We start from the raw sequence: 13,793 nt of genomic DNA, 5'->3' as shown, positions 1-13,793 counted from the left end.
CAGGGGCCCGGGTCAGCGCGGCTGGCGGGTCAGCTCGGCGAGGCCGGTCAGCGCCAGGGGATACCCGAGGACGCCGAGTCCGACGACGACGCCCCGGGCCACCGGGGAGATGTAGGAGTGGTGCCGGAACTGCTCGCGGGCGTGCACGTTCGAGATGTGCACCTCGACCACCGGCAGCTCCACCCCCTCGATCGCGTCCCGCAGGGCGATGGACGTGTGGGCGTGTGCGCCGGGGTTGTAGACGGCGCCGATCGCCTGCCCGTCGCGGACGCGCCTGCCCCACTCGTGGACCCAGTCGATGAGCTGGCCCTCGTGGTTGGACTGCCGGAACTGCACGTCCAGCCCCAGCTCCGCGGCTCGCACCCGGCACAGCTGTTCGACGTCGGCCAGCGTGGCCGAGCCGTACACCTCGGGCTTCCGGGTGCCGAGCAGGTCGAGGTTCGGGCCGTTGAGCACGAGCACCGAGTTCACGGCGTCCTCTCGTGGTCCGGTGTGAGCAGTCGAGCCGGGTTGACCACCGTCATCTGGTGGACGTCGTCCTCGGTGGCCCCGCCGGCGAGCAGCATCGGGACGATCCGGGTCGGGATGTTCTCGAACCGCCAGTGCGGGGCGTGGACGGCGCGCCACGACGGTGGCGTGACCCGACTGAAGCAGGCCGCGTCGTGCGAGAGCACCATCCGGTCGGCGTACCCGAGCCGCAGCAGCGCCAGCACGGTGGCGACCCGGCGCACATCGGGCAGCACGTGCTCCATGCCGAACCGGTCCATGCCGATGGTCGAGCCGGCGTCCATCAGCACCCGGAGGTAGGTGAGGTCCTCGGTGTCCCCGGAGTGGCCGATGACCACACGGTCGAGCGGCACGCCGCGCTTCCGCAGGAACGCCTGCTGGTCGAGTCCGTTGCGCAGGGCGGGCCGGCTGTGGGTGGTGATCGGGACGCCGGTCTGCTGGTGGGCCACTGCGGCCGCGGTCATCACCCGGGCGACGTCCTCGGTGATGCCCTCCTCGTCGGTGACGACCTTGAGCATCCCGGCCCGGACGCCGGTGCCGGCGATGCCCTCCTCGATGTCGTGCAGGAAGAACTCGATCAGCGGGTCGGGGCCGGCGACGAGCAGCCCCGGCCCGTGGGTGCGGAAGAAGGGCGGCAGCACGTTGGCGGTGTAGTAGCCGGTCGAGGCGATCAGGTGCACCGGGGCGCGGTCGGCCACGGGCACCAGCCGGGCGACGTCCCGGCCGAGGCCCAGCACGGTCAGGTCGACCACCGTGCGGACGCCGAGGTCGCGCAGCCGGGTCAGGGCGGTGACGGCCCGGTCGACGGCGGTGGCCGGCTCCCACTCCGGGTGCGGGTGGTTGAGGTCGAGTTCCGGGCTGCTGACGAAGAGGTGCTCGTGCACCAGGGTCGACCCGAGCTGGTCAGGGTGCACCGGGCCCCGGAAGGTCTGCACCACCGCCCCGGGGCGCTCCTGTGCGGAGTCGCCCCGGGGGTCGGTGCGGAGAGGGTCGGTCACTCGGCCGAGTCGCGGATGGCCTCGTAGACGCTGAGCTGCTCCTCGCTCAGGTTGGCCCGCAGGTACTCCTCGGCCTGGGTGCGGAAGGCGTCGACGTCCACGTCCTCCACGACCTCGAACTCACCGCCGGAGGTCCACTCCTCGAGGACCTGCTCCTCGTCCTCCGCGACGCACTCGGGCACCTGCTCGACGGCTGCCGCGACCGCGGCGTCGAGCGCCTCCCGCTGCTCGTCGGACAACTCCTCGACCCCCGGGCCGGCGATGACCAGGTTGGAGTTCTCCTGGTGGGCGGACAGGCTCAGGTAGTCCTGCACCTCGCCGAGGTTCTGGGCGTCGATGTTGACGATCGGGTTCTCCTGACCGTCGACGATGCCCTGCTGCAGAGCCAGGTACAGCTCCTCGTAGGCCACCTCGGTCGGGTCCGCGCCCAGGGCGCGGGCGTTCATCAGGTACTGCGGCGAGTTGGGGAACCGCATCCGCAGGCCTTCCAGGTCGGCGGGTTCGCGGATCGCCTGGCCGGCGGTGAAGTGCCGGGCGCCGGCGGACCAGGCGCCGAGCACGCTGGCGCCGGTGGAGTCGGCGAACCCCTGGGTCAGCTCGTCGGACGCCTCACTGCCGAAGAACCGGGCGAGGTGCTCGCCGTCGTCGAAGGCGTACGCCGCGTCGACGACGCTCATCGGCTCGTAGACCGCCCCGAGCGCCGAGGCGCCCTGGATGTCGAGGTCGATGTCACCGGAGATCACCGACTGGATGCGGTCGGCGTCGCCGCCGAGCTGGCTGCTCGGGAAGATCTCCACGGTCACGCCGACATCGGCGGCCTCGAGCTCGTCAGCGATGACCTGGGCACCGCACCGGTGCTGCGGCTGCTGCTCGGTGTAGCTGTGCGCGAGCGTCAGCTCCACCTCGCCGCCGCCACCGGCGTCCCCGCCGCCGGCGTCGTCGCCGCCGCCGCAGGCGGTGGCGAGCAGGAGGGGGAGGAGGGCGGAGGCCGCGAGGAGCGGGCGCCTGGGGAGGGGACGGTTGGGCATGGTCTTTCCCTTCGTTGGGATTCTCAGTGCTCGGTCGGGTGGGCGGTCGGGGTGTCTGGTGCTGTGTCGCCGGGCGACGGGTCGTCGCCGTTGACCTCGGCGGCGACGAGCTCGTCGAAGTCGGCGAACATGGCCGGCCGAGCCGCAGCCCGGCCGATGAAGAGCTCGAAGGAGTCGGCGGCCTGGTTCACGGCCATCCCGGCGCCGGTCATCACCCGGCACCCCAGGGCGGTCGCCTCCCGCACGAGCTCGGTCAGCAGCGGTCGGTAGACGATGTCGGCGACCCAGAGGTCCGGGCGCAGCAGGCCGGCGGGCACCGGGGTGCCGGGGTGGGCGGCCATCCCCATCGGGGTGGCGTTCACCAGACCCGATGCGCCGGCCAGCAGGCCGGGCAGCTCCTCCGGCGCGCAGACCTCCGTCGACACCTGGTTGCCGGCTGCCGCCAGCGCGCCGATCAGCTGTTCGGCACGCGCCGCGTCGCGGTCGACCACCGACAGCTGTTCGACGCCCTGGCTGGCGAGGGCGTGGGCGACGGCGCCCCCGGCGCCGCCGGCACCGATCAGCACGACGCGCTGCAGCGGGACGTCGGGCAGCCCGGCGCGCAGGGCCGCGGCGAAGCCGGTCACGTCGGTGTTGTGACCCCGGGTGTGGCCGTCCTCGATCACGATCGTGTTGATCGCGCCGATGGCGGCGGCCTCCGGAGCCAGCTCGTCGACGAGCGGTGCCATCACCTGCTTGACCGGGTGGGTGACGTTGAGCCCGTCGAAGCCGAGCTCGACCGCGGCGCGCAGCAGGCGCCGCAGGTGGTCCGGCTGCAGGGCGTCGTCCGGCAGCTCGACGGTCTTGTAGGTGTAGCGCAGGCCCTGCCGGGCGCCCTCCCGTTCGTGCAGCTCGGGAGAGAGCGACGGCCCGATGCCCTGCCCGAGGAGCCCGGCGAGGAAGGACCGGCGGGGGGCGGGTGCGCCCGTCTGCGGTGCGGAGCCGGTCACAGGCCCAGCACCCCCGGCAGCCAGAGGACGGCGTCGGGGAAGGCGATGATCAGGCCGAGGATCACCACGAGGGGGACGATGAACGGCAGGCAACCGCGGAAGACCTCGCTGACCTTCGTCTCGGCCACCGAGCTGAGGACGTAGAGCACGGTGCCGACCGGCGGGGTGAGCAGCCCGATCATCAGCGCGACGATCATCAGCACACCGAGCACGATCGGGTCGACGCCGAAGCTCGCGCTGATCGGCAGCAGGATCGGCACCACCAGCACCAGGACGGCGGTCGGGTCCACCACCGTGCCCAGGACGAGCATCAGGATCGCCGTCATCAGCAGGAAGACCGTGGCGTTCTCGGTGAACCCGAAGACGTTCTCGGCCAGCATCTGGGGGACCCGCTCGCGGGCCAGGATGTAGCCGAGCAGCGACGCGGAGGAGACGATCAGCATGATCGCCCCGGTCGTCGTGACCGTCTCGGTGAGCACCTTGGGCAGTTCCCGGACCTTCAGGCTCCGGTAGGCCAGGCAGAGCAGCAGCATGTAGGCAACGCCGACGGCGGCGGCCTCGGTGGGCGTGAAGAAGCCGCCCAGGATGCCGCCCAGGATGATCACCGGGGCGAGGATCGGGCCGATCACCCGTCGTCCGGTGACGACCAGCTGGCGCATCGAGAAGTCGGTCCGGATGATGTCCGGCTGCTTTCGCACCAGGAAGAAGACGACGACGCACAGGCCGAAGGCCATCAGCAGCGCCGGCACCACGGAGGCGGCGAAGAGCCCACCGGTCGAGACCGCGGCCAGTCCGGCGAAGATGACCGCTGGGATGCTCGGCGGCATCACCGGGGCGATCAGCGAGGCGGCACCGGTGACGCCCAGGCCGAAGCGGAGCGGGTAGCCGTTGCGCACCATGGCCGGGATCTGGATCTTGCCCAGGGCGGCGGCGTCGGCCACTGCCGAGCCGCTCATCCAGGAGAAGCCGAGGCTGACGCCGACGCTCACGTAGCCCAGGCCGCCGCGCACCCGGCCCAGCAGCGCCAGGGCGAAGTCGAAGAGCCGGTCGGCGATGCCGCCCCGGTTGGCGATGACGCCGAGCAGGATGAACAGCGGCACGGCGAGCAGCGGGAAGCTCGCCGTCGCGTTCACGATCAGCCGGAGGCTGAGGCCGAGGGACTGCCCGGTGAGCAGCATGTAGGCCAGCGAGGGGCCGAGGAACGCGAACGCCACCGGGACCCGGATGAAGAGCAGGGCGACGATCGCGATGGTCAGCAGCAGGAGGCTCATGCCGGCCGCACCTCCGTCGTCCCGACCGGAGCCGGCACGCCGCGGACGGCGAAGACCACCGCGGCCACGGCGCCCCGGATGGCGGTGCTGAGGAAGCCGAGGAAGGGGAAGAGGTACAGGAAGGTCAGCGGCATGCGCAGGGACGGCGACTTGAGCTGCCCCTGCGTGGACATCAGCTCCCACGCCTCGGCTGCGAAGCCGGCGCCGATGACGGCGACGATCGCACTGGCCAGGACCCGCACGAACCGGACGACCTTCGGGTTCTTGACGTTGTCGACCAGCTGCAGCGCGATGTGGGAGTCGGTGGTGACCAGCACCCCGGCCACCGTGAACGTGACCCACACCAGACAGAACCGCGCCAGCTCGCCGGTCCACGACCAGCCGCCGACCGGCAGGTAGCGCTGGGCGGCCTGCACGAGGACCAGCACGAACAGCACCGCCAGCGCAGTGGCGGCCAGCGCCAGCTCCACGCGCGTGACCACCACGATCCACGACTTCCACCGTGCAGGTGGTCGGCCGTCAGTTGCTGTCATCGCCAGCCCTTCTCCGCAGCCCTTGTGCTGCCCGTCACAACACCGGGGGACCGTACGAAGGGCTGAGGGGGCGTGGCAAAGGGTTGCAGAATGTTGCAGAAATCTCGTGACCGGACTGTGATGTCCGCATGAGGAGCTCGACCATCTATGACGTCGCCCAGGCCGCCGACGTCTCGACGTCGACCGTGTCGCGGGCATTCAGCGCCCCAGACCGGGTCCGTGCGGCCACCCGGGAGCACGTGCTGGAGACGGCCAGACGCCTCGGCTACCAGCCGAACCCGCATGCGCGTGCGCTGGTGTCCCGCCGGACCCAGACGGTGGCGATGGTGGTCTCCGACATCACCAACCCGCACTTCTTCGAGCTGATCCGCGGTGCCGAACTGCGAGCCAAGGCCTCCGGCTACACCCTCGTGCTGGTCAACGCCGAGGAGTCACCCCGGATCGAACTCGAACAGATCCAGCGGCTGACCCGGTCCGTCGACGGCTTCCTCCTCGCGGCCAGTCGGCAGCCCGCGGAGAACCTGCTGCAACTCGCTGCCACCCAGAAGGTGGTCGTGGTCAACCGTCGTGTGCCCGGCCTCGCCAGCGTCGTGCTCGAGCACGCCGAGGGGTGCCGGCAGATGGTGTCCCACCTGGCCTCGCTCGGGCACGAGTCGGTCGTCTACCTCGCGGGCCCGCAGAACTCCTGGATGGCGGCGAGCCGGTGGGCCGCCATCCGGGCGGCCGCGGCCGAGCTGGGCGTGCACGCCCGGCGCATGGGTCCCTTCACCCCCACGGTGGCCAGTGGCGGCGCCGCTGCCGATGCGGCGCTGACGACCGATGCGACCGCGGCCATCGCGCACAACGACCTGCTCGCCATCGGGGTCCTGCGGCGCCTGGCCGATCGCGGGGTCCGAGTACCGGCCGATGTGAGCGTGGTCGGCTTCGACGACATCTTCGCCGCCGATCTCTGTACACCCACCCTGACGACCCTGGGTGGTGCGCACGCCGACGTCGGACGAGCCGCCGTCGAGCTCCTGTTGACCTCGATGGACCAGTACCGGGAGCAGGCGCCACAGCTCGTCGTCCCCTCGGAGCTGATCCTGAGAAGGTCGACCGGCAGCGCCAGGACGAGCGATCTCTCCGACCGCTGACCTCGTGGTGGTGCGGCCCGCCCGGTCCGACGCCCGCCGTGCGGCAGCCGTGTTCAGCCGTGTCACCACGACCGGGGGCGCCCACCGGTCGCCCTCGGCGGATCGACATCTGGCGCCGCAGGCGCGTGGGGACCGCCTACCTGGGCGCCCTTCCGGGTCGGCGGAGCTGGTGCGCGGACCTCGCGGCCCACCCGGCGTTCGTGTCCATCTCGAGCACGGAGGTGCAGGCGGACGAGCCGCACGACCCCGGCCGCATCCAGCGGCCGACCCGGCTGGCCGGAAGTCCGCTGGCCGAGGAGGTGTTCGTCGGCGGCGCCGTGGGCCTCCGCCGATGCCGGGGCCCACGGACGTCATCTGTGGAGGTCCGCAGCACACACTCGCGCTGTGGAGCCGCCGCCGGTCGCATCGAGGGCGAGGTCGTCGTCGAGCCTGCCTGAGCCCGGATACGTTGACCGCTCGATCAGTCACTGGAGGCGAGGCCGCACGTGAAGGTCAACGACTACGACAGTTTCGGTGCGGCGTACTCGGCGGAGAACGACGGCAACCTCATCAACGCCCACTACGAGCGACCCGCGATGCTCGACCTCGTCGGTGACGTCCGCGGTCGCCGCGTCCTCGATGCCGGCTGTGGCTCCGGACCGCTCGCTGCGGCGCTGCGCACTCGGGGTGCCGTCGTGACGGGCTTCGACTCCAGCGCGGTCATGGTCGAGTTGGCGCGGGAGCGGCTCGGTGCGGACGCCGACGTCCAGGTCGCCGACCTGTCGGCCCCGCTCCCCTTCGCCGACGACAGCTTCGACGACGTCACCGCCTCGCTCGTCCTGCACTACCTGCGTGACTGGTCCGCACCGCTGGCCGAGCTGCGTCGCGTGCTCCGGCCGGGTGGCCGGCTCATGCTGTCGGTCAACCACCCGAGCCTCTACAAGATGCTGCACCCGGAGACCGACTACTTCGCCCTCACCCAGTGGACGGACGAGTACACCTTCGGGGACCAGCGGGCTGAGCTGACGTACTGGCACCGGCCGCTGCACGCCATGACGGACGCCTTCGCGGACGCGGGCTTCCAGCTCGCCCGCATCAGTGAACCGCCGTGGTCGCCGGACACGCCGCCGGAGCTCCTGCCGCCCCAGTTCACCGGCCGCACGTCCTTCTTGAGCTTCGTCTTCTTCGTACTGGTCGCGAGCTGAGCCGCCAACCGTCCCCACGCTGATCGGGGCGAAGTGGCTGTCACCACAGCCGGTGGGGGTGTCGTCACCCGTCGTCGGGGGTCCGCGGTGAGAGGCTCCCGAGCGGTCGCCTGCGGCGGTGACCCGTCATGACCGGAGCTCGATGGCCATGACGCCCTCGTGCGGAACGGGAGACGTGGCCCAGGTGGACCCCCTCATCGGCGCCGACCTGCGCATCTCCGTCGGCGGTGAGCAGCGTCGGTACGTCGACCTCGACGCCGCGGCCACCACGTCGGCCTCGGCGGGCGTCGTCCGTGTCGTGCAGGAGTTCCTGCCGTGGTACTCCAGCGTCCACCGGGGAGCCGGCGCGAAGTCGCAGTTCACCAGCGCCCGGTACGAGCAGGCGCGCGAGACCCTCCTCCGGTTCGTGGGCGCCGATCCGGGCACGCACGTGGCCCTGTTCCCCCGGAACACCACCGAGGCCCTCAACCTGACCGCCTTCCGACTGGGCCTGACCCGCGACGACGTGGTGGTCACCACCGCGGTCGAGCACCACGCCAACCTGCTGCCCTGGCAGCGCCACGCGCAGGTGCGGGTCGTCGACGTCGACCGGGCCGGGACCTTCGACGTCGCCGCCGTGGTCGCCGCCCTCGACGCGCGGCCCACGCCACGCGTGCTGGCGGTCTCCGGGGCGTCCAACGTCACCGGCTGGATGCCCGACCTCGCCGGCATCGCCGCAGCGGCCCGGGACCGGGGTGTGCTGGTGGTGGTCGACGGTGCGCAGCTGGTGCCGCACCGCCCGGTGGACATGGCCGCTCTCGGGATCGACGTCCTCGCCTGGTCCGGGCACAAGATGTTCGCGCCCTTCGGCGCGGGCGGCCTGGTCGTCGACCGACGGCTCCTCGCCGACGGCGAGCCCTTCCTCGTCGGGGGTGGGGCGGTGAAGGCGGTCTCGCACACCGACGTCGTCTGGGCCGACACCCCCGACCGGGACGACGCAGGCACGCCCAACGTCGTCGGCGTCGTGGCCCTCGCCGCCGCCGCGGAGGAGCTGCTCGCCGCAGCGGGGCGGAACCGGTTCCACGAGGACCTGCTCGTCCGGACGCTGGACGACGAGCTCGCCACCGTTCCCGGGCTGCGCCGCCTGGGCCCGACGTCCGGCGACCGGCTCCCCGTGGCCGCCTTCGTCATCGACGGGATGCCGCACGCGGAGGTCGCGGAGCGGCTGGCCCGGGAGCACGGCATCGGGGTCCGCAGCGGGTGCTTCTGCGCCCACCCCTACCTCAGCCGGCTGTTCGGGCTCACCCCGAGCCAGGTGCAGCAGTTCCACGACGACGCCCGGGCGGACCGGACCGACCGGCTGCCGGGCGCGGTGCGGGTGAGCTGCAGCTCGGCCACGCCGCTGGCGGACGTCGCCACGCTGGGCGAGGCCCTGCGCGCCCTCACCGCTCCCGGCGGGGACGAGATCCGGAGCCGCCCCGTTGCAGCAGCCGGTCAGGGGCGCTGAGGAGGCAAGGCCGGCTCCCCCTGGCCGGTGCGGTCAGGGAGTGCGGGTGCGGGTCGACCACCAGGCCCAGGCCACGAGCACCGGCTGACCGAGCAGGCGGAGGGCCCGCTTGCGGTCGGTGTCCAGGCCGAAGGCGTCGCGCCGTCCGGTGTACTGCGCGATGTTGCCCGGGAAGATCGCGGTGAAGAAGAGCGCCGCGAACGCCCCGATCCGGCGCTGCTCGCGGGGGAGGGCGGCGAGGGCCGCGCCCAGCCCGATCTCCACGACGCCGGACGCGAGCACCACGTCATCGGTGTCGATCGGGACCCACGGGGGCACCTGGGCGCGGAAGTCCTCCCGCGCGAAGGTCAGGTGGCTGGTGCCGGCGAAGACGAGCATGCCGCCGAGGGCGATCCGGGCTGCCGAGCGGAGGCGGGGACGGGAGGGGGGCACGAGGGTCCTTCGGGTCGGGCGTACGCGGTCGTCGTCCGTCGCGGTCGATCCTGCCTTCCCGCGCCGTTGTCGCCCGACACCTGCCGTCCGCGGACCGACCGGTCAGGGCGCCTGGGCGGGGCTACGGGCGGCGGTCGGCTGTCGGTCCGGGACCGGCGTCGTTCCCGGACCGGCGACCGCTGTCCGGCGCGCCACCAGATGGCTCCGGGTCATCAGCGCGAGGGCGGTGAGCACGACCGCAGCGGCGGCGGCGAGGGCCACCGCGTCGCCCAGGAGCAGGAGGCCACCGCCGGCGGCCGCCCCGGCCGCCATGAGCACGATGGCGCCGCCCCGGCGGAACGAGTGCACGCCGGTGCCGCCGCCGAGCCGGGACTCGCTCATCCAGCTGGTCAGGGTCATGGTCAGCACGACGGTGGACACGTCGGGGACGCCGAAGCGCTTGGCCACGACCGCCTGCATGCCCATGCCGGCGCTCAACGCCGCGGTGATGCCGACCAGCAGCGCGCGCGGCACCTCCGGCACGACGAGGAAGGCGACCGCCGAGGCGGCGGTCAGCACGGCGAGCGCCCCGATGAGCAGCAGTGAGCGGAGCGGCACCTGCAGGCCGGTCGGTTGGCGGCGCAGGAACCGTGCGGCCGCCAGCGCACCGACGGCGAACCCGGCGAGCGCGATCGCCGCCAGGCGCACGGGGATGTCCTGGTCGGTCGTCAGCCCCATGCCCAGCAGGACGATGTTGCCGGTCATGTTCGCGGTGAACACCCGGTCCAGGCCCAGGTAGCTGATCGCGTCGAACATGCCGGTGCCGAAGGTCAGCAGGAAGGCCGCGGTCTGCAGGGGGTGACGGGGGGCCCGGCGTCCCTGGCTCACCCGACGGTTCACCGTGCGGGGACCGGGACGACCATCGCGCGCCCGTCGGACCGGGGGTCGCTGGCAGCGGTGAACCCATCGACGTCGACCCGGATGACCTGGGCGTGCCCGAGCATCTCGCTGTGCGGCGCGTACTCCTGCAGCGTGTATCCGCGACCGGCGATGGCGCCCTGGACGACGGCCGGCACGTCGGACTCGACCAGCACGAGGTCCTCCGGCTCGCCGGCGCCCAGACCGCCGACGACCCAGCGCGGGGTGCCCACGGCCTGCCCGGGGGACGCGCCGGCGAACAGCGCGCGGAGCACCTGCGCCTGGATCTGCGGCTGGGCCTTGCCGCCCATCGTGCCGACGACCCAGGCGAGCTCGTCGCCCCGGGTGACCATCACCGGCATGAGCGTGTGACCGGGTCGCTTGCCCGGGGCCAGGCAGTTGGCGCTGGCCGGGTCGAGGGAGAAGTAGGCCCCGCGGTTGTGCAGGACGACCCCCGTGGTGGGCTCCAGCAGCCCGGAGCCGAAGGGGTGGAACACGCTGAGGATCAGGCACGCCGCGTAGCCGTCGCTGTCGGTGGTCACCACGGCCACCGTGTCCCCGCGGGGCTGGACGAAGGCGGTCGGGCCGTCGGTGGCACCGGCGGTCACGGCCTCCTTCGCGGCCCCGGCGAGCGCGTCGCCGGAGAGGAGCTCCTCCACGTCGACGTCCGCGTACCGGGGGTCGGCCAGCAGCCGCGCGCGGTCGCGGTTGGCCCGCGACCACAGCGCGGCCAGCGAGCCCGCACCGGCGCCGTCCACGTCGACGTCCTCGGGCAGGTGTGCCAGCGCACCGAGGACCTGGAGGAGCTGGTAGCCCTGGGTGTTGAGCGGGCTGGTCCAGATGGTGTGGTCGCCGTGGTCCCGGTGCAGCGGTGACACCGTCTCGGGTGCGAAGGCGCGGAGGTCGGCGGCGCTGAGCCGGCTGCCCAGCCGGGTCAACCCCGCGAGCAGCTCCTGCGCGACGGGACCGGAGTAGAAGGCAGCCGCGCCGCCCGCCGCGACCTGGGCGAGGGTCCGGGCGAGGGCCGGCTGCCGCAGGAGCGCACCGGGGGTCAACGGTTCGCCGTCGGGTGCGAAGACCCCGCGCAGCCCCGGTTCGGCCAGCACCTCGTCCCGGTAGGTGACCAGGGCCCGGCCGAGGCTGGCGGACACCTCGGCCCCGCTGTCCGCGAGGTCGACGGCGGCGGCCCAGACCTCGGCCCAGGGCAGCCGGCCGCCGAGGGCGTGCGCGGCCGCCAGCCCGCCGACGACGCCCGGCACGGTGACGGTGTCGATGCCGACGGTGGGCATGGTGCCCCCGTGCCGGCGGGACACCTCCTCCACGGAGGTGGCGGCCGCCGCCGGCCCGCTGGCGTTGATGCAGGAGATCTGCCCGTCCGGCGTCCGGACGAGGCCGATGAGGTCACCCCCGACGCCCGTCTGGTGGGGGTACAGCACGGTGAGGGCGGCCGCGGTGGCGATCGCGGCGTCGACCGCGGTGCCGCCGCGGGCCGCCACGTCGCTGCCGGCCGCGGTGGCCTGCGCGTGGGGGGCCGCGACGGCGCAGCGGCGGGCCGGCGCAGGGTCGGCAGAGGTCATGGTGGGGCTCCTGTGCGGGAAGAGGGACGTCAGAGCACGCGGCGCAGGAAGGCGCGGGTGCGTTCGTGACTCGGGGCGTTGAGGACCTGGGCGGGGTCGCCGGACTCCACGACGACACCGCCGTCCATGAAGAAGACGGTGTCGGCGACGTCGCGGGCGAAGGCGATCTCGTGGGTGACCACGAGCATCGTGAGGCCCTCCCGGGCGAGGTCGGTCATGACCGCGAGCACCTCGTCCACCAGCTCGGGGTCCAGCGCGGAGGTGGGCTCGTCGAACAGCAGCACCCGCGGCCGGACAGCGAGCGCCCGGGCGATGGCGACGCGTTGCTGCTGCCCGCCCGACAGCTGGGCGGGGTAGTGGTCGGCGTACGGGCCCAGCCCCACCCGGTCGAGGAGCGCCAGGCCCTCCTCGCGGGCCCGGTCCCGGGGGACGCCGTGGACGTGCACCGGCGCCTCCATCACGTTGGCGAGCGCGGTCTGGTGGGCCAGCAGGTTGAACCGCTGGAAGACCATGGCGGTGGAGCGGCGCTGGCGGGCGATCTGCCTCGGCGACAGGGCATGCCGGCGGCCACCCTGTACGCGGTAGCCGACCAGTTCGCCGTCGATGTGGATGGCGCCGTCGGTGGACGTCTCCAGCTGGTTGACGCACCGCAGCAGCGTCGACTTGCCCGAGCCGGAGGGCCCCAGGATGCAGGCGACCTGCCCGGGGGCGACAGTGAGGTCGATGCCCCGGAGGACCCGGTGCTCACCGAAGGTCTTGCAGAGCCCGGCGATCTCCACCATGGGCCGGTCCGAGCCGTGGGCCGTGTGCTGGTCGGTCGCCCTGGCGACGGGGGTCTCAGGCATCGGTCTTCTCCTCCAGCTCCTTCATCCGCTGGCGGGCCGCCTTGGGCAGGCCCGTGGACAACCGCTTCTCCAACTGGCTCTGGACGACGGTCAGCACGACCACCACGAGGCCGTACCAGAAGGTCGCCACCAGCAGCAGCGGGATCTGCTGGAAGTTGCGCGAGTAGATGGCCTGCACCGAGTACATGAGGTCCGCCAGGCCGATGAGGATCACGACGGAGGAGTACTTCAGGACCGAGATGACCTGGTTCATGGTCGGCGGGATGGAGATCCGGGCCGCCTGCGGGAAGACCACCCGGCGGAACACCGACAGCGGGGTCATCCCCATCGCGGTCGCCGCCTCCACCTGGCCCCGGTCCACCGACATCACGCCGGAACGCATGATCTCCGCCATGTAGCCGGCCACGAACAGGCTCAGCGCGATGATCGCCGCACCGAGCTGGTTGATCACCTCGTTCGTCTCGAAGGACACGAACTCCGGACCGAACGGGATGCCGAAGCTGATCCGGGGCAGCACGGAGGCGAGGAAGAACCAGAAGAGCAGCTGGACCAGCAGCGGGATGGTGCGCGACACGTAGATGGCGGTGAAGGAGACCGCCCGCAGTGTCGGGCTGGACGACAGCCGCATGGCCGTGAGCGCCAGGCCGAGCACGGTTCCCCCGACCATGCCCGCAACCGTCAGGATCACGGTGATCCGCAGGCCGTCCAGGACCAGCGGGTGGAAGAGGTACTCCCAGAAGACGGGGAGGTTGAGCCGCTCGTTGGTGAGGACGAAGTTCGCCAGCATCGCCAGCAGCACGAGGACGACTGCGAGGTAGAGGAACTCCTGCCACCGGACCCGCGGCGCGATCGGCTCGAGACCGGACGGCCGCGAGCCGGTGTCCGCCGGCGCCCCCGCCCGACTCGCCACCGC

General features: G+C 72.6%; 14 protein-coding genes. 3 read left to right on the top strand and 11 right to left on the bottom strand.

All coding sequences use genetic code 11. The annotated features are described in order from the left end of the window. Positions 1-12: 12 nt before the first annotated feature. From aroQ to O2W16_RS18745, 6 genes are read right to left on the bottom strand one after another with little or no spacing between them, the layout of a single operon-like run. Positions 13-471, bottom strand: a complete 459-nt coding sequence (aroQ, locus tag O2W16_RS18770) for a type II 3-dehydroquinate dehydratase (RefSeq protein ID WP_269160347.1) — start codon at positions 469-471, stop codon at positions 13-15. Next, positions 468-1,505, bottom strand: a complete 1,038-nt coding sequence (locus O2W16_RS18765; RefSeq protein WP_269160346.1) for a phosphotriesterase family protein — start codon at positions 1,503-1,505, stop codon at positions 468-470. The genes aroQ and O2W16_RS18765 overlap by 4 nt, the downstream gene beginning before the upstream one ends. Next, a complete protein-coding gene (locus O2W16_RS18760; RefSeq protein ID WP_269160345.1) occupies positions 1,502-2,533 on the bottom strand; it encodes a DctP family TRAP transporter solute-binding subunit in 1,032 nt (343 codons plus the stop codon). The genes O2W16_RS18765 and O2W16_RS18760 overlap by 4 nt, the downstream gene beginning before the upstream one ends. Positions 2,534-2,556: 23 nt before the next feature. Next, on the bottom strand, positions 2,557-3,522 hold the full coding sequence (locus O2W16_RS18755) for a shikimate dehydrogenase (RefSeq protein WP_269160344.1): 966 nt from the start codon (positions 3,520-3,522) through the stop codon (positions 2,557-2,559). After that, positions 3,519-4,793 carry a TRAP transporter large permease gene (locus tag O2W16_RS18750; RefSeq protein ID WP_269160343.1) on the bottom strand — a complete coding sequence of 425 codons (1,275 nt, stop codon included), beginning with the start codon at positions 4,791-4,793 and terminating at the stop codon, positions 3,519-3,521. The genes O2W16_RS18755 and O2W16_RS18750 overlap by 4 nt, the downstream gene beginning before the upstream one ends. Beyond that, positions 4,790-5,278 carry a TRAP transporter small permease gene (locus O2W16_RS18745; RefSeq protein WP_269160342.1) on the bottom strand — a complete coding sequence of 163 codons (489 nt, stop codon included), beginning with the start codon at positions 5,276-5,278 and terminating at the stop codon, positions 4,790-4,792. The genes O2W16_RS18750 and O2W16_RS18745 overlap by 4 nt, the downstream gene beginning before the upstream one ends. Positions 5,279-5,454: 176 nt before the next feature. Here O2W16_RS18745 and O2W16_RS18740 point away from each other — a divergent pair, with 176 nt between their 5' ends. From O2W16_RS18740 to O2W16_RS18730, 3 genes are all read left to right on the top strand, one after another. After that, positions 5,455-6,459 (top strand): LacI family DNA-binding transcriptional regulator, encoded by a 1,005-nt coding sequence (locus tag O2W16_RS18740; protein ID WP_269160341.1) that lies wholly within the window; start codon positions 5,455-5,457, stop codon positions 6,457-6,459. Positions 6,460-6,944: 485 nt separating this feature from the next. Next, complete coding sequence (locus O2W16_RS18735) at positions 6,945-7,643, top strand: class I SAM-dependent methyltransferase (protein ID WP_269160340.1); 699 nt, start codon at positions 6,945-6,947, stop codon at positions 7,641-7,643. Positions 7,644-7,827: 184 nt separating this feature from the next. Beyond that, the gene (locus O2W16_RS18730) at positions 7,828-9,129 is read left to right on the top strand and encodes an aminotransferase class V-fold PLP-dependent enzyme (protein WP_269160339.1); all 1,302 of its coding nucleotides are present in this window, start codon (positions 7,828-7,830) and stop codon (positions 9,127-9,129) included. A 33-nt stretch (positions 9,130-9,162) separates the two neighbouring features. On the opposite strand, the gene O2W16_RS18725 is transcribed toward O2W16_RS18730, so the two are convergent. The 5 genes from O2W16_RS18725 to O2W16_RS18705 form a co-directional block, all read right to left on the bottom strand. Then, positions 9,163-9,561 (bottom strand): DoxX family protein, encoded by a 399-nt coding sequence (locus O2W16_RS18725; protein WP_269160338.1) that lies wholly within the window; start codon positions 9,559-9,561, stop codon positions 9,163-9,165. 102 nt (positions 9,562-9,663) lie between these two features. Continuing rightward, positions 9,664-10,428 carry a YoaK family protein gene (locus tag O2W16_RS18720; protein ID WP_269160337.1) on the bottom strand — a complete coding sequence of 255 codons (765 nt, stop codon included), beginning with the start codon at positions 10,426-10,428 and terminating at the stop codon, positions 9,664-9,666. Between the two features lie 8 nt (positions 10,429-10,436). Next, complete coding sequence (locus O2W16_RS18715; protein WP_269160336.1) at positions 10,437-12,035, bottom strand: gamma-glutamyltransferase family protein; 1,599 nt, start codon at positions 12,033-12,035, stop codon at positions 10,437-10,439. Between the two features lie 29 nt (positions 12,036-12,064). After that, on the bottom strand, positions 12,065-12,880 hold the full coding sequence (locus O2W16_RS18710) for an amino acid ABC transporter ATP-binding protein (RefSeq protein WP_442928920.1): 816 nt from the start codon (positions 12,878-12,880) through the stop codon (positions 12,065-12,067). Beyond that, positions 12,873-13,790, bottom strand: coding sequence for an amino acid ABC transporter permease (locus O2W16_RS18705; protein ID WP_269160335.1), 918 nt, complete (start codon positions 13,788-13,790; stop codon positions 12,873-12,875). The genes O2W16_RS18710 and O2W16_RS18705 overlap by 8 nt, the downstream gene beginning before the upstream one ends. Between the last annotated feature and the right edge of the window lie 3 nt (positions 13,791-13,793).

The organism is Modestobacter sp. VKM Ac-2984 (genome assembly GCF_026967985.1).
GTDB lineage: Bacteria > Actinomycetota > Actinomycetes > Mycobacteriales > Geodermatophilaceae > Modestobacter.
Note: the sequence above shows the minus strand (reverse complement) of the source record. Positions and strands in the feature narration are given on the sequence as shown.

Bases quoted from the DNA above. Each gene is read 5' to 3' on its own strand.
- O2W16_RS18710 (WP_442928920.1), bottom strand. From the start codon at position 12,880: ATGCCTGAGACCCCCGTCGCCAGGGCGACCGACCAGCACACGGCCCAC.
- O2W16_RS18740 (WP_269160341.1), top strand. From the start codon at position 5,455: ATGAGGAGCTCGACCATCTATGACGTCGCCCAGGCCGCCGACGTCTCG.
- O2W16_RS18760 (WP_269160345.1), bottom strand. From the start codon at position 2,533: ATGCCCAACCGTCCCCTCCCCAGGCGCCCGCTCCTCGCGGCCTCCGCC.
- O2W16_RS18715 (WP_269160336.1), bottom strand. From the start codon at position 12,035: ATGACCTCTGCCGACCCTGCGCCGGCCCGCCGCTGCGCCGTCGCGGCC.
- O2W16_RS18750 (WP_269160343.1), bottom strand. From the start codon at position 4,793: ATGAGCCTCCTGCTGCTGACCATCGCGATCGTCGCCCTGCTCTTCATC.